The following is a 21,746-nucleotide window of genomic DNA, read 5'->3' as shown; positions in this document are numbered from 1 at the left end:
GGGACGAGGACGTGGTGAGCACCCCTGCCCCGATCCACGACGTCGTCGTCGTCGGCTCCGGCCCGGTCGGCACCGCGGTCGCCCGGGAGCTGGCCGACACCGACCCCGCGCTGCGCCTGCTGGTGCTCGAGGCGGGTCCGGTCCTCGGCGACGTGCCCGGCGGGCACGTGAAGAACATCGCCGCCGCCGACGACCGCGCCCGGGCGCTGGCCGCCCTGGCCCGGGGCGCGGACCCGCTGCCCGGCGGCACCCCGGCCCGCCCCGGCACCGCCCTGGTCGGGACGCCGGCGATGCCCAACGCCGCGGTCTCCACCAACGTCGGCGGGATGGGCGCGCACTGGACCGCCGCCTGCCCGCCGCCGGGTGACGACGAGGTGCCGGACTTCCTCGACCCCGAGCTGCTCGGCGAGGCGCTCGCGCGGGCCGGCCGGCTGCTCGCCGTCACCACGCACGCCTTCGACCGGGCGCCCCTGATCGGAGCGGTCCAGCGGGTGCTGGGCGCGCACTTCGACCGGCCGCACCGCCGCCCGGTCGGGCCCATGCCGGTCGCGGTCACCGTCGCCGAGGACGGGGAGCTGCACTGGACCGGCCCGGCGGTGATCGCCGGTGACCTGTGGTCGCGGCCGGGGGTGGAGCTCCGCGCGGGCACCCTCGCCCGCCGGGTCCTGCTCGACGGCGACCGGGCCACCGGCGTCGAGGTGGTCGACGTGGCGACGGGGGAGCGGGAGACCGTCGCCGCCCGCGCCGTCGTGGTGGCCGCCGACGCCTTCCGGACCCCGCAGCTCCTGTGGGCCTCCGGCATCCGCCCCGAGGCGCTGGGCCGCTACCTCAACGACCAGCCGCAGGTCATGGCCGCGGCGGTGCTCGACGAGCAGCACGTGCCGGCCGACGCCCCGGTGGACGTCCCGCTGCCCCGCTCGTCGGCGTTCGCATCCGGCGGCGGCGCGATCCTGCCCCTGTCCGGCGTCTCCTGGGTGCCCTACGCCGCCGACCGGCCCTTCCACGGCCAGGTCATGCAGATGGACGCCTCCCCGGTGCCGCTGGACCCGGGCACCACGGTGCGCCCCGGCCAGGTCGTCGGGCTCGGCTGGTTCACCCGCAAGGAGCCGACCGCCGACGACCGGGTGTGGTTCGACGCGGACGACCCCGACGAGCACGGCCTGCCTGCCATCCGGATCGACTACACCCTCGCTGCCGGCGACCTCGCCGCGATCGAGGCGGCCAAGGCGGAGATCGCCGAGGCGGCCGCGGCGCTGGGGCGCCCGCTCGGGGAGCCGTTCGTGATGCCCCCGGGCAGCTCGCTGCACTACCAGGGCACCACCCGGATGGGCCCGGCCGACGACGGCACCAGCGTCTGCGATCCCACGGGCCGGGTGTGGGGGACCGCCAACGTCTACGTCGGCGGCAACAACGTCATCCCGACGGCCACGGCCTGCAACCCCACGCTGACGGCCGTCGCCCTCGGCGTGCTGACCGCCCGCGCCCTCGCCGGCGAGCTCGCCGGCGCCCGACCCCTCGCCCAGGAGGCCTCCGCATGACCCCGCACGTCCTGATCGTCGGCAGCGGGCCGACCGGGGCCACCTACGCCCGCCGGCTGCTCGAGTCGCTGCCCGACGTCTCGGTCCTCGTGGTCGAGGCCGGGCCGGTGGTGAGCACGCCGCCGGGCATGAACGTCAAGAACATCGCCGACCCGCGGGAGCAGGCCGCGGCCCGGCTGGCCTCGCAGGGACCGTCGTCGGAGAGCGGCGTCTCGGGGATCCCCGGTGGCGTCGTCGTGGAGGGCACCGTCACCGCGCGGCAGGGCACCCACCTCATCGGGCGCGCCGCCGACGGCTCCACCGGCATGCCGGCCGCGGCCGCCGCCACCTGCGTCGGCGGGCAGGGCGTGCACTGGACCTGCGCCACCCCGCGCCCGGTCGGCAGCGAGCGCACGGACGTCGTCGACGCGGACGACTGGGAGGAGCACGTCACCGCGGCCGAGGAGCTGCTGCACGTCACCCACTCGGCGTTCGGCGACTCCGCCCAGGCCGCCGCGATCCTCGACCGGGTCCGCACGGAGCTCGCGCCCGACGGGATCGCCGTGCGGCCGCTGCCGGTCGCCGCCGATCCGCGGCCCGACGGGTCGCTGCGCTGGAGCGGCACCGACGTCGTGCTCGCCCCGGTGCTCGAGGACCCACGGTTCACGCTGCGCTCGGAGACCCTCGCCGTCCGGCTGGTCCGCGACGGCGACCGCGTCGTCGGCGCGGTGCTCCGCGACCTGCGCACCGGGACCGAGGAGGAGGTGCGCGCCGACGCCGTCGTGGTCGCCGCCGACGCCATCCGCACCCCGCAGCTGCTGTGGGCCTCCGGCATCCGCCCGGCGGCGCTGGGCCGGTACCTCACCGAGCACCCGCTGCTGTTCGGCGTGGTGGCGCTGCGCGAGGACGCCGTCCCGCGGCGGACCGACGCGGTCGGGCCGGTCGACCCGATCCGCGCCGTCGTCTCCGTGCCCTTCGACGAGGAGCGCCACCCGTTCCACGCGCAGCTCATGTACTCGCCGGTCTGCCCGGTGCCGCTGCCCGAGGACAGCCCGCACCGGGACAACCCGGCCGGCTACGTCGGCATGGGCTGGGGCGTCCGCAAGTGGCCCCGGGCCGAGGACCGGCTCACCTTCGAGGACGAGCACCCCGACGCCCACGGCCTGCCCGGCATCCGCATCGCCTACGAGCTCACCGGGCGCGAGGAGGCGGAGCTCGACCTGGCGCGGGGCTACCAGGCCCGCGTGGCCGCCGCCCTCGGCGAGTTCGTCGAGGGGATGCCCCGGGTCATGCCGGCGGGCAGCTCGCTGCACTACATGGGCACCGTCAGGATCGGCCGGGCCGACGACGGGACCAGCGTCTGCGATCCCTGGTCCCGGGTCTGGGGCGTGCCCGGCCTGGTGCTGGCCGGCAACGGCCTCATCCCCACCGCCAACTCGTGCAACCCGACGCTGACCAGCGTCGCCCTCGCCATCCGCGGCGCCGCAGCGCTCGCGTCGGACCTGCAGCCGGCCTACGCGGCCGAGGAGGAGTGACCGTGCTCGACTTCCCGATCATCCAGGGCCGTGGGTTCCGCAACGTGGAGGAGGACGGCCGGGTCACCGGCTTCCGGTTCCAGCTGCGCAACCCCAACTACCGCGGCGGCCCGGCCAGCATGCTCGACGGCATCGAGGTGGTGGTCGACGGCGAGCGGGTCCCCGACCACGTGCCGCTGTGGACGCTGCAGGGCCGCACGCTGACCCTCGAGGAGCTGCGGGCCTCCACCGACGTCCGCTGGCAGCTCGACGAGCCGGCCACCATCACGGTGCCCCGGCCGGGCGGCCTGTCGGTCGGCGTGCACCGGATCGAGGCCACGCTCTACCTGCGCCGGTCCTACTTCCCGCCGCCGATCGCCCGCTCGGAGTTCACCTTCACCGGCTCCGGCGTCATCGTGCCGCCGGTCCCCGACGGCGGATTGCGCTACGGCGTCTCCACCTACAGCTACACCGGCGACGTGTACACGTCGATGACGCTCGAGGACGTCTTCGCCGACGTCGCAGACCTCGGGGCCACCGGCATCGAGATCCTCGGCGAGGGCAACCTGCCGGGCTACCCGGCGCCCGACGCCGCCTGGGTGGACGCCTGGCACCGCCTGGTCGGGACGTACGGCCTGACGCCCACGAACTTCGGCTCGTGGGTGGACACCACCCGGTGGGGAGACCGCGACCTCACCGCCGAGGAGGGCGCCGAGCAGCTCCAGCTCGACCTCCGGCTGGCCAAGCAGCTGGGCTTCACCTCGGTGCGGCCGAAGTTCGGCGTCGTCTCCTGGGACCTCGACCCGCACCCGATCTGGGACCAGGTGGTCGAGCGCTCCCTGGACCTGGCGGCCGACCTCGACGTCGTCATCTGCCCGGAGATCCACTCGCCGACGCCGATCCGGCACCCGGTGACCCAGGGGTACGTCGACTTCATCGAGAAGACCGGCACCGAGCACTTCAAGCTGCTCATCGACACCGGGATCTTCCAGACGGCCGCGGTCCGCGAGAACGCGGAGAGCCTGGGCACCGACGACGAGGACGACGTCCCGCCGCCGCTGCGCCCGCTGCGCGTGCCGATGGCCGACCTGGCCGAGGTGCTGCCGCACACCCACTTCATCCAGGCCAAGTTCTTCGAGATCGACGACCAGCTGCACGACCTGCACGTGCCGTGGGCCGACATCGTGCCCACGCTCGAGGACGCCGGGTGGAGCGGCTGGCTGTCCAGCGAGTACGAGGGGCGCCGCGAGCCCGGCCGCGGCCGTGACCAGGTGCGCCGGCAGCACGCGCTGCTCCGGTCGCTGCAGCGGGGCACGCGGTGACCGCCGCCCCGCCGGCCGCGTAGTGGGCGCCCCCGCCGGCGTCCGCGGGGCGGCCTCCGTCGCCGGTGAGGTCCGGCGTCCCGGACTCGTCCTCGCCGTCGCGTGCGCCGCGCAGTTCGTCTGCGTGCTCGACACCTCGATCGTCAACGTCGCCCTCCCGCCGATGCAGGAGAGCCTCGGGCTGTCGGCGACCGGTCTGCAGTGGGTGGTGAGCAGCTACACGCTGACCTTCGCCGGCTTCCTGCTCCTGGGTGGCCGGGTCGGTGACCTGTTCGGCCGCCGGCGGGCGTTCCTCGCGGGGCTGGCCGTCTTCTCGGTGGCCAGCCTGGCCGGCGGGCTGGCCCAGGAGGGCTGGCAGCTGGTGGCGGCGCGCTTCGTGCAGGGCGTCGGCGGTGCGGTCCTGGTGCCGACGACGCTGAGCCTGGTCACCACCGGGTTCCCCGAGCCGGCGGCCCGGGCGCGTGCGCTCGGGCTGCTGACCGCGGCGGCCGCGGCGGGCGGGGGACTGGGCGGCGTCATCGGCGGCGTGCTCACCGGCCTGCTGAGCTGGCGGTGGGTGCTGTTCGTCAACGTGCCGCTGGGGGCCCTGCTCGCGGTCGCCGCGGCCCGCGCGCTGGCCCGCCGGCCCGCCGGCTCCCCGCGGGGGCGGCTCGACCTGCCGGGGTCGGTGTCGGTCACCGCCGGGACCGCCCTGCTCGTGGCCGCGGTGGTCCTCGGCGAGGAGCGCGGCTGGTCGTCGGTGCCGGCCCTCGGCTGCCTCGGGGGCGCGGCCGCCGCACTGCTCCTGTTCCTCGCCGTGGAACGCCGGGTGCCGGACCCGGTCGTCCCGCTGTCGGTCCTGCGCGTCCGGCCCGTGTCGGTCGCCAACGGCCTCGCCGCGCTGACCGGCGGGGTCCTCCCGGCGATGATGTTCTTCCTCGTCCTGTACCTGCAGCAGGTGCAGGGCATGGACCCGCTCACCGCGGGGCTCGCCCTGGCGCCGAGCGCGGTGGGCATCGCGCTCGGGGCGCAGGCCGCGCCCCGGCTGCTCGCCCCGCTGGGCGCGCGCGGCGTCTTCCTGCTCGGGACGCTGCTGAGCGCGGGCGCGCTGGCCTGGCTGGCGGCCCTCGAGGTGGACAGCTCCTACGCCGGCGGCGTCCTGGTGCCGCTGGTGCTGGCCATGGCCGGCCTCGGCCTCGCCGGTCTCCCGCTCACGGTGACGGCGACCTCCGGCCTGGGCGCCGACCGGGCCGGCCTGGCCTCCGGCCTGCTGACGACCGCCAAGCAGGTCGGCGGCGCCGTCGGCCTCGCCGCCCTCGTCGCGCTGGCGACCTCCCGGACCGCAGCCGCCGGCGCGGACGCGGCCGCGCTCACCGACGGGTTCACCGCCGGGCTGCTCGCCGGCGCCGTGCTCCTGCTGGCCGCCTGCCTGCCGGGGCTGGCCCTTCCCGGCCGGCAGCCACTGCCCACCACCGCACACACCACGACCCGCCGGACACCGGCAGGAGGGAACCGACCGTGACGTGGACGAAGTGGTCCTACATGGACCACTGGGTGACGGAGACGCCGCAGGGGCCGCAGCCCCCGTCGTTCAACCGCGCCCACATGGACCGGTACGTCAAGCAGCTGTCCGCCCTGGGCTTCCGGGGCTTCGACACCTTCTTCTTCTACCTGCCCCTCTACGCCGGGATGTACGGCGGCGTACCGGGCTTCGAGCGGTTCCTGCAGGACAACGGCTTCGACAAGATCACCGGCGTCTTCTCGGCGTACCCGTCGGCGACGCGGTACACCGCGCCCCACGTGCGTGAGACGCACGACCGGATCGTCGCCGACTGCACGAACACGCTGCGCATGTGCGAGGGCCTGACCGGCGTCGAGAACTTCATCGTCATGCCGACGTCGACGCACTGGCAGACCGAGCCGGTCACCGACGACACCATCAAGGTCGTCGGCGACCTGTGGAACCGGGTCGGCGAGCTGACGCTCGAGCACGGCATGCGGACGACGTGCCACTTCGAGTTCTGGGGCGCGATCCGCACGCGCGAGCAGATCGAGCTGTTCCTCGAGTACACCGACCCGCGGTACGTCGCGTTCTTCTGCGACACCGCGCAGCACACCATCGCCGGCGTCGACCCGGTCGCGCTGTTCCGCGACCACCGGGACCGCTGCACCGGCTTCCACTTCAAGGACACGAAGGACGTCGACCAGCACGAGGCCTACCGGACGCCGCCGGACCCGGAGCTGATGGCGCCACACGTGACGCGCTGGTTCTACGAGATGGGCGAGGGCGGCCTCGTCGACTTCCCCGCGCTCGTGCGGGAGATCGTCACGTCCGGGTGGGACGGCTGGCTCACCGTCGAGCACGACAAGGCCGAGCTCGGCGGCGGCAGCTACGCCGAGGCCACCGCCGTGGCCAAGTGGTACATCGACAACGTGCTCGCGCAGGCCGAGGCCGAGGCACGGGCGGAGCTGGAGAGCGCGCGATGAGGGACACGCTGCGCTGGGCCTACGCGCTGAACCAGTGGAACGTCCGGCTCGACGTCTTCGTGCGCCACGAGGACCAGCAGCGGGCGCTCAAGACGGTCTCCACCTGCGGCTTCGACACCATCGAGCTGGCGTCGGGCACCGGCCGCTGGGACAACATCAGCCGGCCCGAGGTGATCCTGCAGAACCACGGGACCCACGAGGGCTTCCTCGGCTTCCTGCGGCGCGCGGGCGTGCGGGGCGTGTCCAGCATGTTCTGGGACCCGCAGGCGCCGGCCGAGGAGGAGGAGGGCTACGCCTTCCGCTCGACGGCGGACCCCGACGACGCCGACGCCATCGTCGAGTGGTCCCGGCCCTTCGTCGACTTCCTGGCCGGCGTCGGCGCCGAGCAGCTCGTCGTGCGGCCGGTCGGCTCCGCCTGGATGACCCCGCCGCTCGACGCCGACCGCATCAAGGGCATCGGCGACGTGTGGAACCGGGTCGGCGAGCTGGCGTCGGCCGCCGGCCTGGGGCTGGCGCTGCACTACGACTGCCTGGGCGCCGTGCACACCGAGGCCGAGCTCACCGCGCTGCTGGAGGCCACCGACCCGGCGACCGTCGGGCTGGCGCTGGACACCGCCGAGTTCACGATCGGCGGCATCGACCCGGTGGCCTTCTACCGGCAGCACGCCGAGCGCGTCACCCACGTGCACCTGAAGGACACCCGCCACGCGGACACCGGCGAGGAGTACCGGATGCCCGGCGCCGAGTCGACGATGCTCAAGGGCGGAGCGGGCCGGCGCATCGAGCGCTGGTTCTACGAGCTGGGCACCGAGGGCGGCCTCGTCGACGTCCCCGCCTTCGTCGCCGCACTGCGCGAACGCGCCTTCCCCGGCTGGGTCGTCGTCGAGAGCGACCACGGGGGCAACCCCGCCGAGCTGGCGATGCTCAACAGCTGGTTCCTCCAGCACGAGCTGTCCATCCCGAAGTCCTGACCCGTCCCCGAGAGGAACCCCATGGCCACCGGCGACACCGTCCTGCGCGACGACAGCCTGACCACCCGACCGGAGGGGCTCGGCATCGCGCTGACCGTGCCCTGGTACCGCAGCCTCTGGCTGTCCAGCGTCAGCTCCGTCACCGTCCGGGTGGAGGGGCGCGAGGTCCCGACGGCGGACCTCCGCGTGGAACTGGCCGGCCGCACCTACCGGGTCGAGGAGCTGCCCGACCAGTGGGACGTCCTCTGGTTCATCCAGGACCGGCTGGTCGTCGTCGTGCCCCTCGACGAGCCGCCGGCCGCCGGCCGGCCGGTCGATGTCGAGGTGACCGTCGACCTGCGGCTGCCCTACATGCAGATCGCGCCCATGACCTACGTGACCAACCACGCGAGCGACCGCCGCTCGCTGGTCGCCCGCTGAGGAGCACCCCGATGACCAGCACGCAGACCGCCCCCGCCGCGCCCGCGGTCCCGGGCAGCGACATCCGCCTCGGCCTGACCCTGTACTCGCTGACCAGCGAGTGGGCCGCCGGCCGCTTCGACCTCGCCGGGCTGCTCGACGTCGTCGACGAGGCGGGCATCGGCCCGGGCATCGAGATCGTCGCGTCCCAGACGATCCGCACCTACCCGGAGGTGACGCCGGAGTTCGTGCGCGCCTGGCGGGACGCGTTCGACCGCCACGGCTTCGTGCCGAGCTCGTTCGGCTGCAACCTCGACATGGGCCGGCGCCGCGACCGGGACATGACCCTCGACGAGGAGTACGAGTTCACCGTCACCCAGTTCCGCAGCGCCCACGCGCTCGGCTTCCCGCTGGTGCGCATCCAGAGCGCCGAGCCCGAGCTGATCCGCCGGCTGCTGCCCGTGGCCGAGGAGCTCGACCTGACCATGGGCTGGGAGCTGCACGCCCCACTCGGGCCGAACTCGCCGAAGGTGCTGGAGATCCGGGAGACCTACGCCGAGATCGGCTCGCCGCGGCTGGGCTTCGTCGCGGACTTCAGCTCGACCATGCACAGCATGTCGCCGACGATCCTCCGCAAGCTCGGCCGCATGGGGCTCGGGCAGGAGGAGCTCGCGCGCCTGCAGGAGATCTGGGCGACCGACGCGGACATCAACGCCCGGCACGGGGAGTTCGTCGAGTACCTGCACTCGCGCGGCATCGCCCCGGAGAGCCTCGGCTCGTTCGCCCGGCTGGCGTTCAACATGCACGGCCACGTGGACCCGGCCGAGTGGGCCGAGATCATGCCGCAGATCAAGCACGTGCACGCCAAGTTCTACGACATCGACGACAACGGCGACGAGCCCGCCATCGACTACCCCGCGATCGTCCGCGAGTTCGTCCGCGGCGGCTACGCGGGCTTCTTCTCCAGCGAGTGGGAGGGCCACGCCTTCGCCGACCTCGACGAGGCCGACCCGGTCGACCTCGTCCGGAGGCAGCACGACCTCATCCGCCGGTCGATCACGGCCGCGCTCGCCGGGACGGAGGCCTGAGGTGTACCAGCTGTCCGCGAACATCGAACTGCTCTTCACCGAGGCCGGCGCCGACGCCGGTGACCGCGTCCGGGCGGCCGCGGACGCAGGCTTCGACGCCGTCGAGATGTGGTTCTCCACCGACAAGGACCTCGACTCGCTGGGCAAGGCGCTCGCCGACACCGGCGTGCAGCTCACCTCGCTGCTCGCCGGCCCCCGGATGGGCTTCACCTTCCCGGGCACCGACCTCGCCCCGGCCCACGAGGGCCTGGACACCGCCGTCGAGCACGCCCGGCTGCTCGGCTGCCCGCGCATCGTGCTCGCCTCGGGCGTGGGCTTCCCGGGCATGAGCCGGCAGCGCAACCACCAGGTGGTCATCGACCTGTACGGGGAGGCGGTCGGCCGGCACCGCGGCTCCGGGATCGAGTTCGTCCTCGAGCCGGTCAACTCCCGCGTCGACCACCCCGGCGCGCTCACCGACCGCACCCAGGACGCCGTCGACGTCGCGCGGGCGATCGGCGACGACTCGTTCGGCATCCTCTACGACCTCTACCACTCGATCGCCCAGGGCGAGGACCCGGCGACCGAGCTGGCGGGCGCAGCCGGCTTCGTGAAGTACGTACAGCTGGCCGACGCCCCGGGCCGGCACGAGCCCGGCAGCGGCGCCGTCGACTGGCCCGCCCAGCTGACGGTCCTGCGCGCCTCGGGCTACGACGGCCCGATCGGCCTGGAGTACTTCCCGACCGTGGAGTCGGCGGCGTCGGCCGAGTACATCCGGTCGGTCGCGGCCCAGGCGTGAGCGGGGACAAGCTCGACGTCCTGCTCGCGACGGGCCGGGTCACCGTCGAGCACGACAACGAGCACCGCAGCTTCCGGCACCACACCGGCATGCTCACGGCGCTGCTGGAGTCCACCGGGCGGTTCCGCGTCCGCGTGCTCGAGGAGTTCCGCGGCGTCGGCGACGAGCTGCTCGACCGGTTCGACGTCGTCCTCGTCATGTACGAGGGCCGCGACGACTACCACTCGCCGGCCGAGCGGCTCGGGGACACCACCGAGCAGGCGCTGCTCCGCTTCGTCCGCGAGAAGGGCCGCGGCGTGCTGTGGTTCCACGGCTCGTCGGTCCAGGAGCCCGACTGGGGGTTCCCGGAGGAGTTCGACCGGATGCGCGGGGCCACGCTCAGCCGCCGGACCGGCCTGCGGCCCCGGCCCCAGGGCGAGGTCACGGTGCGGTTCCCGGAGCCCCGGCACGCCGTCACCGAGGGCCTGCCGGCGGAGTGGGCGGTGGTCAACGACGACGTGCTCACCGGCGCCCGGCTCGACCCGTCGGCGACGGTGCTGCTCACCGTCTTCGACGACGCCGAGACCTACCGGCAGGCCGGCTGGCCGAACGCCCACACGCCGGTGGACGTGCCGCCCGGCGGGATCGGCGCCCTGCCGGGCATGGACACCGACCAGCCGCTGGCGTGGGCGAACGAGTGGGGCGCGGGGCGCAGCGTGTGCGTCGTCCTGGGCCACGACTGGGACACCTTCCGCAAGCTCCCCTTCATGACCCTGCTGGTCCGCGGCGTCGAGTGGGCGGCCACCGGGGAGGTCACCCTCGGCCCGCCCGAGCGGACCGGTGCGGCCCGGTGGCGGGTGTGGCCGTACTACGCAGGCGACCCGTCGCGGTTCGACCGCGCCGTCCCCGCGGCCGCGGCCGTCGCGCGGCACTGAGACCCGTGACGGCACGGGGGCAGGCGCCGTGAGGGTCCTCGTCGTCGGTGCCGGACCGGCCGGGTGCACCGCGGCGGTCGCGCTCGCCCGGCGCGGTGCCGACGTCGTGCTCGTCGAGGCCGAGGACGCCGTCCGCCCGGCGGGCCCGGGGCTCGTGCTGCAGGGCGCTCCGATGCGGGCTCTCCACACCCTGGAGCTGCTCGACGCCTGCCTCGAGCGGGCGCACCCGCACGAGGAGATCGACCTGTGCGACGCCGCCGGGACGGTCCGCACGGTGCTCGCCCCGCCACCGCTGCTCCCCGGGCGGCCGGCGTCGGTGGCGCTCTCACGCGTCGCGCTGGGGCAGGTGCTCGCCGGCGCGGTGACGGCCGCCGGTGTCGAGCTGCGCCTCGGGACGACGGTGACGGCGATCGTGGACCGGCCGGACCGCGTGGACGTCCGGCTGTCCGGCGGCGGGACGGAGGAGGTCGACGTCGTCGTCGGCGCCGACGGGCTGCACTCGGCCACCCGCGGGCTGGTGCTGCCCGGTGCGCCGTCCCCGCGGCCCACCGGCCAGGTGATCTGGCGCGCGCCGGCACCGCGGCCGCCGGAGGTCACCCGCTACGCGATGCTGGACGGCGGCCCGGGACTCGGCCGGGTCGGCGTCGTCCCCGTCTCGGCGGACTCGCTCTACGTCTGGCTGTTGGAACCCGACGACGGCGCGCCGCGCCCGCCCGCCGGCCGTGAGGCCCAGGCGTTCCGCGAGCGGCTGCGCCCCTTCGGTGGCGACGTGCCGCGGGCGGCCGCCGGCATCCTGGACGTCGACGTCCGGTCGCTGCAGTCCCTGCTGGTCCCGCTGCCGTGGTCCCGCGGGCGGGGCGTGCTCATCGGGGACGCCGTGCACACGGCCACCCCGCATCTGGCCTACGGGGTGGGCATGGCGATCGAGGACGCGGTCGTCCTCGCCGACGTGCTGGCGGACGTGTCCGCGGAGGACGTGCCCGCCGCGCTGCTCCGCTTCGGCGAGCGCCGGTTCGACCGCTGCCGGCTCGTCGTGGAGACGTCGGTGCAGCTGGGGGAGTGGGAGCGCCGCCCGCCGGCCGAACCGTCGCTGCCGGGACGGCTCATGGGGGAGGCGCTGGCCGAGCTGGCCCGTCCGGCCTGACGGCGAGGCCCCACGGGCGAGCGCCGGCGGCGCCGGGGTGGTGGACTCGCCCCGGCGCCGTCGGGCGTCGTCCGTCGGCGGTGCGGAGGTGGCGGCGTGCGGGTGCGTCCACGCGGGCTGGTCCTGCTCGTGGCGCTGGCCTCCGCCGTCGCGCAGGCGTTCGGCCGGTTCTCCTACGCGCTGCTGCTGCCCTCGATCGACCGGGACCTGCTCGGCTCCTACGCGCTGGCCGGCCTGGTCGCCACGGCCAATGTCGCCGCCTACTTGCTCGGCACGGTGGCGGTCAGCGCGCTGTCCCGCCGCGCCCGGCCGGCCGCGCTGATCAAGGCCGGCCTGGCCTGCAGCGCCGTGGGGCTCGGTCTCCTGTCGGCCGCCGTGGGCGCCGGCAGCCTGGCCGCCGGGCTCACCCTCACCGGCGTGGGCGGGGCGTTCATCTGGGTGCCGGCGCCGGGGCTCGCCGGCTCCGTCGTCCGCCCCTCCCGCAGGGGTGCCGCGATCGGCGTCGCGGGCTCCGGAATCGGCGGCGGGATCGTGCTGGCGAGCGCGCTGACCTGGACGCTGCACGCGCAGGCCGGGGACGCGTCCTGGCGCACCGTCTACCTGGTGGAGACGGCGATCGCCGTCGTCGTCCTCGTGGCGTGCGTGCTGCTGCTCCGCCCGGCCCCGCGCCGCGACGACGACGCCCCCGTGCGCACCGGCGCCCTGCGCCGCGTGCCCGGCTGGATCGGCCTGACCGGCGGCTACGCCGCGTACGGCCTGGCCTACTCGATCTACACCAGCTACCTGGTCACCGCGCTCGAGGACGACGCCGGGTTCTCCGCCGGGCACGCGTCGGCGGTCTACACGCTCGTCGGGATCGGCCTGGTCGCCGGCGGCATCGTGTTCGGCCCGCTGTCGGACCGGTGGGGCCGCGGACCGACGCTGGTCGGCGGCTACGCCCTGATGGCCGCGGCGATCCTGCTCGTGCCGCTGGGCACCGAGCCGCTGGCCTCGGCGTCGGCGCTGCTGTTCGGGCTGACGATGTCCGGGCTGCCCGCGGTCATCGCCGCGCACCTGTCGGACACCCTCACCCCGCGGGAGTTCGCCGGCGCCTTCGGCCGCTGCACGCTGGCGTTCGGCCTGGCTCAGCTCGCCGGCCCGCCGCTGGGCGGCTGGCTCGCCGAGACGGCCGGTGGGTTCCTCGCCCCGTTCCTGCTCGCCGGCGCGGTGGCCGGCGCCGGCGCGGTGCTGAGCGTCGACGTCATCCGGGCCCCGCGGGCGGTCGCCCGCTCCTGAGTACCGCGGCTGCTCACGGTGTCCGGCGCCGGGCCAGGACGCCGGCGGCGACCCGCAGCCAGCGGCCCGGGTCGGCGAGCGCGGGCTCGGGGCCGCCCGCGACGTCGACCAGCGCGACGGCGTCGGCGAACGGCGTCGTCGGCACCGCCGTGCTGCCGGCCACGAGCAGCACCGGGACCCCGGCGGCCCGGGCCAGCGCCAGCACGTGCGAGGGCACCTTGCCGGTGGCGGTCTGGTCGTCGTAGCGGCCCTCGCCGGTGACGACGACGTCGGCCCCGGCCACCAGGTGGGCCAGGTCCAGCGCCCCGGCCACCGCGGCCGCCCCGGGCGCGAGCGTGGCACCCCACAGCCGCAGGCCGAACCCGGTGCCGCCCGCGGCGCCGGCGCCGGGCTCCGCGGGGTCCCCGCCGGCCAGCCCGGCCAGCCGGCGCAGACCCGCCTCGAGCACCGGCGCGTCGGCCGGCCCGGCGCCCTTCTGCGGGCCGAAGACGGCGGCCGCGCCGCGGGGGCCGAGCAGCGGCGCGTCGACGTCGGAGAGCACGGTCGCGCCCCCGGGCGGCGGCGGCCGCAGCGCGGACAGGTCGACCCGCTCGAGTGCGGCGAGCCCGGCGTTGCCGAGGGGGACCGGCCGCCCGGCGGCGTCGAGGAACCGCGCGCCCAGCGCGGTGAGCAGGCCGGTGCCGCCGTCGGTGCTCGCGCTGCCGCCGATGCCGAGCAGCAGCCGCTCCACCCCGGCGTCCAGCGCGGCCGCGACCGCCTGACCCAGGCCGAGGGTGTGCGCGTGGAACGGCGCTGGCCGGTCCATCAGCGGCAGCCCGGAGCACGCCGCGAGCTCCACCACGCCGGTGCCGCCGGGCAGGAGCACCCACTGCGCCCGGACCCGGCGGCCGTCGGGGCCGTCGACCTCCACCGGGACCCGGCGGGCGCCGGGCACGGCCGCGGCGAACGCGTCGAGAGTGCCCTCGCCGCCGTCGGCCATGGGGGCGAGCACGACCCGGTCGGCGGGCCGCTCGGCGAGCCAGCCGTCGCGGACCGCGGCGGCCACCTCGGCGGCCGTCGCGCTGCCCTTGAACGAGTCCGGTGCGACGAGCACGCGCCGAGGTCCCGCCGGAGCCATGACGGGATCATGCTCCTGGGGCCACCCGGCGCCGCTGCCGCACCGCCACCTCCCCGCGCTGCGCTGGTCTCGGGGCGCCGGGTGCGCGGGAGCGGCGCCCGGCCACCGATGAGCCGACGGCCCGGCGGCGGTCACCTCCTCGACCACGGCCGCGAGGAGGACGCATGACCGAGTACGTGACGACGGCGGCCGGCGACCGCGTGGGGTTCGACCGGCGGGGCAGTGGCCCGGCCGTCGTCTTCGTCGCCGGGGCCGGCCCGTTCCGGGCCATCGACCCGCAGACCACCGAGACCGCCGGGCTGCTGGCCGGTCGGGGGCGCACCACCGTGGTGCACGACCGGGTCGGGCGCGGCGACTCCTGGCGCCCGGGCCGGGTCGACCTCGACGACGAGCTCGCCGCCGTCGCCGCGCTGGTCGACGTCGCCGGCGGCCGCGCGGTGCTGTGCGGCCACTCCTCCGGCTGCGCCATCGCGCTGCGCGCGGCCGCCGAGGGTCTGCCGGTCGACGGGCTCGTGCTCTTCGAGGCCCCGCTCGACCCGCGCACGCCGGGGGTGGCCGGGTGGACGGCGGAGCTGTACCGCCTCCTGGACGCCGGCGACCACCCCGGCGCGGTGGGCCACTACATGCGCGACATCCCGCTCGACGTGCTGAGCGGCCTGCGGGAGTCCGCGCTGTGGGAGCCGTTCGTCCGGAACGCCGAGAGCCTGCGGGCCGACGCCCAGGCGCTGGAGTGGGCGATGTCCGCGCCGCACGCGCAGCTGTTCGGCGGGCTGGACCTGCCGGTCCTGCTCGTCGTCGGCCGGGAGACCCTCGACGAGATGCCGGCCGCGGCCGCCTCGCTGGCGGCCGCGCTGCCGCGAGGCGAGCGCGCGGAGGTGGACGGTGCGCAGCACACGTGGGAGCCGCGCGCGATGGCCGACCTGCTGGAGCGGTTCCCGCCCGGCCGCTGAGGGTCCCGGGGCCGTTGCGCCCCTGGACCCGCTGCGACCCCCGTCACCTGCACTGACAGACTCGGCCGGACCGTCCCCGAGCGTCCAGGAGGACCCGTGCGCGCCGCCCAGATCGCCACCCTCGACGGCCCCTCGGCCATCGCCGTCGTCGACGTCCCCGAGCCCGACGGTGCGGGGAAGGTCCTCGTCGACGTGCACGTGGCCGGGGTGACCTTCCCCGAGGTGCTGCTCAGCCGCGGCGAGTACCAGCTCAAGCCGCAGCCGCCGTTCGTGCCGGGCAGCGAGGTGGCCGGCGTGGTGCGCAGCGCCCCCGAGGGCAGCGGGTTCACCGCCGGCCAGCGGGTGGCCGCCTTCCCCGGGTTCGGCGGCTTCGCCGAGGTGGCCGCGGCCGACCCGGGCTTCGTCTTCCCGCTGCCCGACGGCGTCTCCTTCGAGCAGGGCGCGGCGCTGCCGATGAACTACCTGACCATGCACTTCGCGCTGCGCCGACGCGGGCAGCTGCGCGAGGGCGAGACGGTGCTCGTGCACGGCGCCGCCGGCGGCCTCGGCACCGCGGGCATCCAGCTCGCGAAGGCGTACGGCGCCCGCGTCATCGGCGTGGTCTCCAGCGAGGGCAAGGGCGAGGCGGCCCGCGCGGCCGGCGCCGACGACGTCGTCCTCGCCGACGGGTTCCGCGAGCGGGTCAAGGAGCTCACCGGCGGCCGCGGCGTCGACCTGGTCGCCGACCCGGTCGGCGGGGACCGGTTCACCGACTCGCTGCGCAGCCTCGCCCGCGAGGGCCGGCTGCTGGTGCTCGGCTTCACCGGCGGGGAGATCCCGACCGTGAAGGTCAACCGCCTGCTGCTCAACAACGTGTCGGTGGTCGGCGTCGGCTGGGGCGCCTTCTGGTCCGGCGAGCCGTCCTTCGTGCAGGAGCAGTGGGCCGACCTGCTGCCGCTTCTGGAGCAGGGCCGCCTGCAGCCGGTCCTCGGCACGGTGCACGACCTGGCCGACGCCGCGGCCGCCGTCACCGAGCTCGACGAGCGCCGCGCCACCGGCAAGGTGCTGCTGCGGGTGCGCTGACCCGCGCGGTCGGGCAGCCTCGGGCCATGAGCGAGCGCGGCACCGGCGGCACCGACAGCGGTACCGCGGCCGGCACCGTCGTCCGGGTGGACGACGGTGCCGGCGCGGTCCTCGAGGTGCCCGGCGCGCCCGGCGACTGCTGGGCCGACGCCGCCGTCGTCGAGGGCGACCCGCTGCGGGCCGGGCAGGTGGTCACCGTCGAGTGGACCACCCCCGGCGCGCACGGCCTGCCGGTGCGCGCCGTGCGCGTGCACCGCCGCACCGACCTGGAGGGCACGCCCGGCGCCTGAGCGGAGGGCCCGGCTCAGTCCCGCGAGCGGCGGCGGAACGCGGCCACGGCGAGCGGCGCGAACACCGCCGTGAGCAGCAGCGACCAGCCCACCGACACCAGCACCGGGTGCTGCAGCGGCCACGCGGCGTCGGCGGGGGCCGGCAGCCCGTTGCCCCACAGCTCCCGGCAGGCCTGGGTGAGGGCCGAGACCGGGTTCCACTCGGCGATCGCCCGCAGCCATGCCGGCATGCTCTCCGGCGGCGCGAACGTGTTGGCCACGAACGTCAGCGGGAACATGACCGTGAACATGAACCCCTGCACGGCCTCGACGGTCCGCATCAGCGAGCCCACCCAGATGCCCAGCCAGATCATCGCGAAGCCGAACAGCAGCAGGAGCCCGAACGCCAGGACGCCGTCCACGACGCCGTTGCGCACCCGCCAGCCGATGAGCAGCCCGGTGACGGCCATGACCGCGACGCCGATGCTCGAGTGGATGAGGCTGGAGATGCTCCGCCCGACCAGCACCGACGACCGCGGCACCGGCAGCGACCGGAACCGGTCGACGATGCCCTTCTGCAGGTCGCTGGTCAGCCCCATCGCCACGACGGCCGAGGCGAAGACCATGGTCTGCACCATGATCCCGGGGAGCAGGAACTCCTTGTAGCTGGCGCCGGCCACCGCGATCGCGCCGCCGAAGACGTAGGCGAACAGCAGCACGAACATCACCGACTGCACCGTGACGTCGAGCAGCATCTCCGGCATCCGCCGGATGTGCACCAGGTTGCGCCAGACGATCACCGACGACGCCCGCAGCAGCGACGGCGGGCGGATCTCCGGCCGGACGGGCGCCCGGGGCGGGCTCTGGGTGGCGGTCACGGCGCGGCTCCCTCGGTCGCGGGGTCGGTCCCGGTGCCGGGCTCGGCGCGGTGCCCGGTCAGGTGCAGGAAGACGTCGTCGAGGCTGGGCCGGGCCAGCCCCAGGTCGTCGAGCTCGATGCCGCTGTCGTCGAAGACGGCGGCGATCCGGGTCATGTCGCGCAGCCCGCCGGCCTGCGCCGTGAGCCGCCGGCTGCCCGGCTCGACGTGCACCTCGGGGGAGTGGTCGCGCATCAGCGCGGCCGCGGCCTCGAGGTCGGCGGAGTGCGTCAGGGTGACGACGACGCTGGCCCGCCCGGCGCGGTCCTTGAGCTGCGTGGGCGTGCCGGCGGCGATCACCCGCCCCTTGTCGACGACGACGATCTCGTCGGCGAGGTGGTCGGCCTCCTCCAGGTACTGCGTGGTGAGGACCAGCGTGGTGCCCTCGGCGACGAGGTCGCGCAGCACGTCCCACAGGCCCGAGCGGCTCTGCGGGTCCAGCCCGGTGGTCGGCTCGTCGAGGAACAGGATCGGCGGGACGGCGAGCAGGCTGACCGCGAGGTCGAGCCGGCGGCGCATGCCGCCGGAGTAGCCCTTGACCGGGCGGTCGGCGGCGTCGCCGAGGTCGAAGCGCTCGAGCAGCTCGTCGCCGGCCCGCCGCACGTGGGCGCGGGACAGGCCGTACAGGCTGCCGATCAGCCGCAGGTTCTCCCGGCCGGTGAGGATCTCGTCGACCGTGGCGGCCTGGCCGGTGAGGCCGATGCTCCGGCGCACCAGGTCGGGCTGCTCGCGGACGTCGAAGCCGGCCACCCGGCCGGTCCCGGCGGTCGGCACGCTGAGGGTGGTCAGCATCCGCACCAGCGTGGTCTTGCCGGCGCCGTTGGGCCCGAGCAGGCCCAGCACGGTGCCGGTGGGGACGACGAAGCTCACGCCGTCGACGGCGCGGTGGTCCCCGAAGTGCTTGGACAGGTCGACGGCCTCCACCGCCGGGGGCGCGGTCACGGCGCCTCCCGGGAGGTCGGGGCCACGGGGTCGGTGAGCGTGGTCACGTGGTCAGGATGGGACCTCCAGTGGACGTGAGGTCAACGGTTTTCCGGCTCGGGTCCCTGCCAGCGGCCCGCCGCCACCGGGAACACCCACCGGCGGCCCGGCCACTCGGAGACGCACCAGAGCTCCTCGCCGGGTACGGACCAGGCCAGGTCCTCCGGCCCGGCCGGCAGCACCCGGCGGTGGCGGCGCCACCTCCCGGGCGCGCCGACGTACAGATCCCCGCCGACCTCCGGGCCCGCGCTGGCCGTGACGAACCACGTCGAGCCGTGGACGGCCACCCCCTGCATGCGCCTCGGCTGGTCCTCGTACACAGCACACGGGGCCACCGTCCCGCGGGAGTCGGCGGCCGGCAGCCCGGTGACGGGGTCCAGGGGGAAGCGGACCAGCCGGGGGGCCGCCTGACCGTTGCGGCGGTACTCCCCGACGACGAGCTCGGGCCGGCCGTCGACCGTCGCGACGGAGAGGAACGAGTGGCGCAGGCCCCGGAGCGCCGAGCGCAGCGGCACCCGGTAGGCCACGTACTGGGGGAGGACGTGGTCGCAGCCGCGCGGCGCGCGGCGGCCCCGCCCGCCCCGCCGCCGGGGCGCGCGCATCACGTCGGCGAGACGGAAGACCCGGACGCCGGACACGGTGTCGGCGACGTAGAGCAGCCCGCGGTGGACCGCGATGCCCCCGGCGTGCACCCGGACGGCGCCCGCGGTCAGGATGCCGAGACGACGGCGGGGCCGGACCAGCAGGACGTGCCGGTACCGGGGGCGGGCGGGGTCCGTCCGGTCGACGACGGAGATCCGCGTCCCCGGCCCGCGGAGGGACCGGCGCCGCCGCCCGTACCAGCTGACCAGCAGCACGTCTCCCGAGGGCAGGCTCGCGATGCCCTGCGGCCACCACACCGGGTCGTGGCGGTCGGCCTCGTCCCAGGTGAGGCCGCGGCCCGCGGCGGGGGCCGGGACCGCGCACGCCTCGGCGGCCCGGCCGGGGTCGGCGAGGACGCCCTCCAGGGAGATCCGCTCCAGCCGCCCGGCGAGCCGGTCGACGAGATCGGCCCGCGGGCGGGTCGCCACCAGGGCGTGGCGCGGCGCAGCCCCCACGCGCCCATCCTCGGCCGGGAGGGCCGGGAGCGCGATCCAGGCGCGGCGGTCCCGTCCCGGCCAGCGTGTTCGCCGTCCGGACGCCATGCTGGTGCCCGGCCGACACCGGGACGACGGGTCCCCGTCACCTCGCCACGGTGCGGCCACGGGGAGGGGATGGGTGGATGAGAGGCACGCCGACCGAGGTCTCGCACGAGGGGGCCGCCGGTCCCGTGTCGACCCCCGGCGGGGAGGAGGGCAGTCCTCCGGACGGGCGCCGGCCCGCTGACGACGGGCCCGCGCCGCCGTCGCACGGGCGCGGCCGGGCACTCGGACGGGAGGCGTCCGGCTTCGCACTGGTGGGCGCCGTCGGGCTGCTCGTCGACATCGGGGGCTACAACCTGCTGGTGCACCTGGGCGGCAACGGCGTCCTGGACGACCAGCCGCTCGTCGCCAAGACGCTCTCCCTGGTCGCCGGGACCTCCGTCGCCTACGTCGGCAACCGCTTCTGGACCTACCGCGACCGGCCGCGGGGCCGGCTCGCGCGCGAGTACGTGCTGTACATGGCGCTCAGCTCGGTCGCCCTCGTGATCTCCCTGCTCTGCCTGTGGGCCTCGCGCTACGTCCTCGACCTGAGGAGCCCGGTGGCCGACAACGTCTCCGCGAACGTCGTCGGTCTGGCCCTGGGCAGCCTCTTCCGCTTCGTGACCTACCGGCGCTTCGTGTTCCCGGAAGAGCGCACGGCCTGATGCCCGGCGGCGCCGGACGCCGGGCGGCGTCCTCCGTCTCAGGAGCCGGAGGGGAAGGCCTGCGGGCGGCGCCGGAGCGCGCGCCGGGGCCGGACGGCTGCGGCCACCTCCGCGCCGTCCTGTTGCGTGCCGTCCTGTTCCGTGCCGTCCGTCCGGGCCCGCTCCGCCCGGCCGCGGAAGCGGCCCGTCCCCCAGGCGGCGAGCAGGACCGACGCCGCGCCGATCGCCAGTCCGGCGACGTCGTCCACGACGTAGTGCCACCCGAAGTACACCGTCGCGACGACGGTCAGCGCGAAGAACACCCACAGCGCCGCGCGCACCGCCACGGACCGGAGCGTGAGCTGGGCGATGAGCGCCGCGGTGAACACGATCGACACGTGCAGCGACGCGAACGCGGCGATGCTGTTGAGGCGCTCGGTCCCCTCCGGATCGGCGAGGACCAGCAGACGGGACCGCAGCAGGCTGTCCTGCAGCCGCGAGGTACCGGTCTCGGCGAGATCACGGAACAGCTGCCACTGCGCGTAGACCGGCCCCCGCGACGGCAGGACGTAGTAGCTGGCCGTGCCGAGCGCCCAGTTGAGGCACAGCGCGGTCACGTACCAGCTGGCGTCACGGGACCGGCCCCGCGTCACGAGGGCGAGCCCGAGCGAGGCGGGCACGAACACCAGGAAGGCCAGGTACACGGAGGACAGGACGTGCGCGGCGACGTCGGTGCCGAGCAGGTCGTGCAGCAGCTCCGCCGGCGCGGCGCCGCCGGTGAGCGCGCGGTCCGTCGCCTCGAGCTCGTCGTCGACCACACCGGGCCGGAGGAGCGGCAGGTAGTGCTTGAGGTTCCGGTAGGCCACGTACGTGACGTAGAAGGCCGCGAGCCCGACCAGCACCGGGCGGAGCCGGCGCCAGGGCCAGCGCTCCCGCGCGACGGCGACGACCTCCCGCACCGGGGCCCGGGACGTCCGCGCGCGCAGCGCGGCCCGCGGCAGCACGTCCAGCCCCAGCAGCAGCGCCGCGATCAGCGGCAGGCGGACGTAGGTGGGGCCGAGGAACCCGTCGGGGTCGCGCAACGGCTGGCCGAGCGCCACGGCGCAGACGACCGCCACGGCACCGGTGACGAGGGCGACGGCCACGGCCATCGCGTAGGCGGGGTGGTCGCGACTTCCACGAGCGGCGGGTGGGACCATGCGCGGCTATCTTCTCTGGATCGTCGGCAAGAACACGTCGTCGCCCTGATCGCCGTCCAG

At 75.7% G+C, this 21,746-nt stretch carries 21 protein-coding genes; 16 read left to right on the top strand and 5 right to left on the bottom strand.

Translation table 11 applies throughout. The features are described from left to right. Positions 1 to 14: 14 nt before the first annotated feature. From ACI79X_RS07745 to ACI79X_RS07690, 12 genes are all read left to right on the top strand, one after another. Positions 15 to 1,538 (top strand): GMC oxidoreductase, encoded by a 1,524-nt coding sequence (locus tag ACI79X_RS07745; RefSeq protein WP_457024837.1) that lies wholly within the window; start codon positions 15 to 17, stop codon positions 1,536 to 1,538. Continuing rightward, complete coding sequence (locus ACI79X_RS07740) at positions 1,535 to 3,052, top strand: GMC oxidoreductase (protein WP_457024836.1); 1,518 nt, start codon at positions 1,535 to 1,537, stop codon at positions 3,050 to 3,052. The genes ACI79X_RS07745 and ACI79X_RS07740 overlap by 4 nt, the downstream gene beginning before the upstream one ends. A 2-nt stretch (positions 3,053 to 3,054) precedes the next feature. Further along, positions 3,055 to 4,353 carry a C-glycoside deglycosidase beta subunit domain-containing protein gene (locus ACI79X_RS07735; RefSeq protein WP_457024835.1) on the top strand — a complete coding sequence of 433 codons (1,299 nt, stop codon included), beginning with the start codon at positions 3,055 to 3,057 and terminating at the stop codon, positions 4,351 to 4,353. Positions 4,354 to 4,375: 22 nt separating this feature from the next. Further along, entirely contained in the window at positions 4,376 to 5,854 is a 1,479-nt protein-coding gene (locus ACI79X_RS07730) for an MFS transporter (RefSeq protein ID WP_457024834.1), read from the top strand. Beyond that, positions 5,851 to 6,819: a sugar phosphate isomerase/epimerase family protein gene (locus ACI79X_RS07725; RefSeq protein ID WP_457024833.1), complete on the top strand. Its 969-nt coding sequence runs from the start codon at positions 5,851 to 5,853 to the stop codon at positions 6,817 to 6,819. Before ACI79X_RS07730 ends, ACI79X_RS07725 begins: the two co-directional genes overlap by 4 nt. Further along, complete coding sequence (locus ACI79X_RS07720) at positions 6,816 to 7,790, top strand: sugar phosphate isomerase/epimerase family protein (protein WP_457024832.1); 975 nt, start codon at positions 6,816 to 6,818, stop codon at positions 7,788 to 7,790. Before ACI79X_RS07725 ends, ACI79X_RS07720 begins: the two co-directional genes overlap by 4 nt. A gap of 21 nt (positions 7,791 to 7,811) precedes the next feature. Further along, on the top strand, positions 7,812 to 8,210 hold the full coding sequence (locus ACI79X_RS07715; RefSeq protein ID WP_457024831.1) for a C-glycoside deglycosidase beta subunit domain-containing protein: 399 nt from the start codon (positions 7,812 to 7,814) through the stop codon (positions 8,208 to 8,210). Positions 8,211 to 8,221: 11 nt separating this feature from the next. Next, the gene (locus ACI79X_RS07710; RefSeq protein WP_457024830.1) at positions 8,222 to 9,277 is read left to right on the top strand and encodes a sugar phosphate isomerase/epimerase family protein; all 1,056 of its coding nucleotides are present in this window, start codon (positions 8,222 to 8,224) and stop codon (positions 9,275 to 9,277) included. Position 9,278: 1 nt separating this feature from the next. Beyond that, positions 9,279 to 10,055 (top strand): TIM barrel protein, encoded by a 777-nt coding sequence (locus ACI79X_RS07705; protein ID WP_457024829.1) that lies wholly within the window; start codon positions 9,279 to 9,281, stop codon positions 10,053 to 10,055. Further along, positions 10,052 to 10,969 carry a ThuA domain-containing protein gene (locus tag ACI79X_RS07700; protein WP_457024828.1) on the top strand — a complete coding sequence of 306 codons (918 nt, stop codon included), beginning with the start codon at positions 10,052 to 10,054 and terminating at the stop codon, positions 10,967 to 10,969. The genes ACI79X_RS07705 and ACI79X_RS07700 overlap by 4 nt, the downstream gene beginning before the upstream one ends. Before the next feature lie 28 nt (positions 10,970 to 10,997). Beyond that, on the top strand, positions 10,998 to 12,113 hold the full coding sequence (locus ACI79X_RS07695; protein WP_457024827.1) for an FAD-dependent oxidoreductase: 1,116 nt from the start codon (positions 10,998 to 11,000) through the stop codon (positions 12,111 to 12,113). A gap of 96 nt (positions 12,114 to 12,209) precedes the next feature. After that, complete coding sequence (locus tag ACI79X_RS07690) at positions 12,210 to 13,388, top strand: MFS transporter (RefSeq protein ID WP_457024826.1); 1,179 nt, start codon at positions 12,210 to 12,212, stop codon at positions 13,386 to 13,388. A gap of 13 nt (positions 13,389 to 13,401) precedes the next feature. Here ACI79X_RS07690 and ACI79X_RS07685 read toward each other — a convergent pair whose 3' ends face one another. Next, on the bottom strand, positions 13,402 to 14,481 hold the full coding sequence (locus tag ACI79X_RS07685; RefSeq protein ID WP_457024825.1) for a glycerate kinase: 1,080 nt from the start codon (positions 14,479 to 14,481) through the stop codon (positions 13,402 to 13,404). A gap of 188 nt (positions 14,482 to 14,669) precedes the next feature. Here ACI79X_RS07685 and ACI79X_RS07680 point away from each other — a divergent pair, with 188 nt between their 5' ends. From ACI79X_RS07680 to ACI79X_RS07670, 3 genes are all read left to right on the top strand, one after another. Next, positions 14,670 to 15,455, top strand: coding sequence for an alpha/beta fold hydrolase (locus ACI79X_RS07680; RefSeq protein WP_457024824.1), 786 nt, complete (start codon positions 14,670 to 14,672; stop codon positions 15,453 to 15,455). A 96-nt stretch (positions 15,456 to 15,551) separates the two neighbouring features. Continuing rightward, the gene (locus ACI79X_RS07675) at positions 15,552 to 16,517 is read left to right on the top strand and encodes an NADPH:quinone oxidoreductase family protein (RefSeq protein WP_457024823.1); all 966 of its coding nucleotides are present in this window, start codon (positions 15,552 to 15,554) and stop codon (positions 16,515 to 16,517) included. 26 nt (positions 16,518 to 16,543) lie between these two features. Continuing rightward, positions 16,544 to 16,807: a hypothetical protein gene (locus ACI79X_RS07670; RefSeq protein ID WP_457024822.1), complete on the top strand. Its 264-nt coding sequence runs from the start codon at positions 16,544 to 16,546 to the stop codon at positions 16,805 to 16,807. A gap of 14 nt (positions 16,808 to 16,821) precedes the next feature. Here the strand turns inward: ACI79X_RS07670 and ACI79X_RS07665 are convergent, their stop codons facing one another. From ACI79X_RS07665 to ACI79X_RS07655, 3 genes are all read right to left on the bottom strand, one after another. Continuing rightward, a complete protein-coding gene (locus tag ACI79X_RS07665; RefSeq protein ID WP_457024821.1) occupies positions 16,822 to 17,664 on the bottom strand; it encodes an ABC transporter permease in 843 nt (280 codons plus the stop codon). After that, positions 17,661 to 18,644 carry an ATP-binding cassette domain-containing protein gene (locus ACI79X_RS07660; RefSeq protein WP_457024820.1) on the bottom strand — a complete coding sequence of 328 codons (984 nt, stop codon included), beginning with the start codon at positions 18,642 to 18,644 and terminating at the stop codon, positions 17,661 to 17,663. Before ACI79X_RS07660 ends, ACI79X_RS07665 begins: the two co-directional genes overlap by 4 nt. Positions 18,645 to 18,724: 80 nt before the next feature. Beyond that, entirely contained in the window at positions 18,725 to 19,780 is a 1,056-nt protein-coding gene (locus ACI79X_RS07655; RefSeq protein ID WP_457024819.1) for a hypothetical protein, read from the bottom strand. 164 nt (positions 19,781 to 19,944) lie between these two features. Between ACI79X_RS07655 and ACI79X_RS07650 the strand changes: the two genes are divergently transcribed. After that, complete coding sequence (locus ACI79X_RS07650; RefSeq protein ID WP_457024818.1) at positions 19,945 to 20,508, top strand: GtrA family protein; 564 nt, start codon at positions 19,945 to 19,947, stop codon at positions 20,506 to 20,508. Between the two features lie 38 nt (positions 20,509 to 20,546). Here the strand turns inward: ACI79X_RS07650 and ACI79X_RS07645 are convergent, their stop codons facing one another. Further along, positions 20,547 to 21,686: a phosphatase PAP2 family protein gene (locus ACI79X_RS07645; protein ID WP_457024817.1), complete on the bottom strand. Its 1,140-nt coding sequence runs from the start codon at positions 21,684 to 21,686 to the stop codon at positions 20,547 to 20,549. Between the last annotated feature and the right edge of the window lie 60 nt (positions 21,687 to 21,746).

This window comes from Geodermatophilus sp. SYSU D01119, from assembly GCF_054049975.1.
The sequence above is the reverse complement of the archived record's forward strand: the minus strand, read 5'-3'. Positions and strand labels throughout refer to the sequence as shown.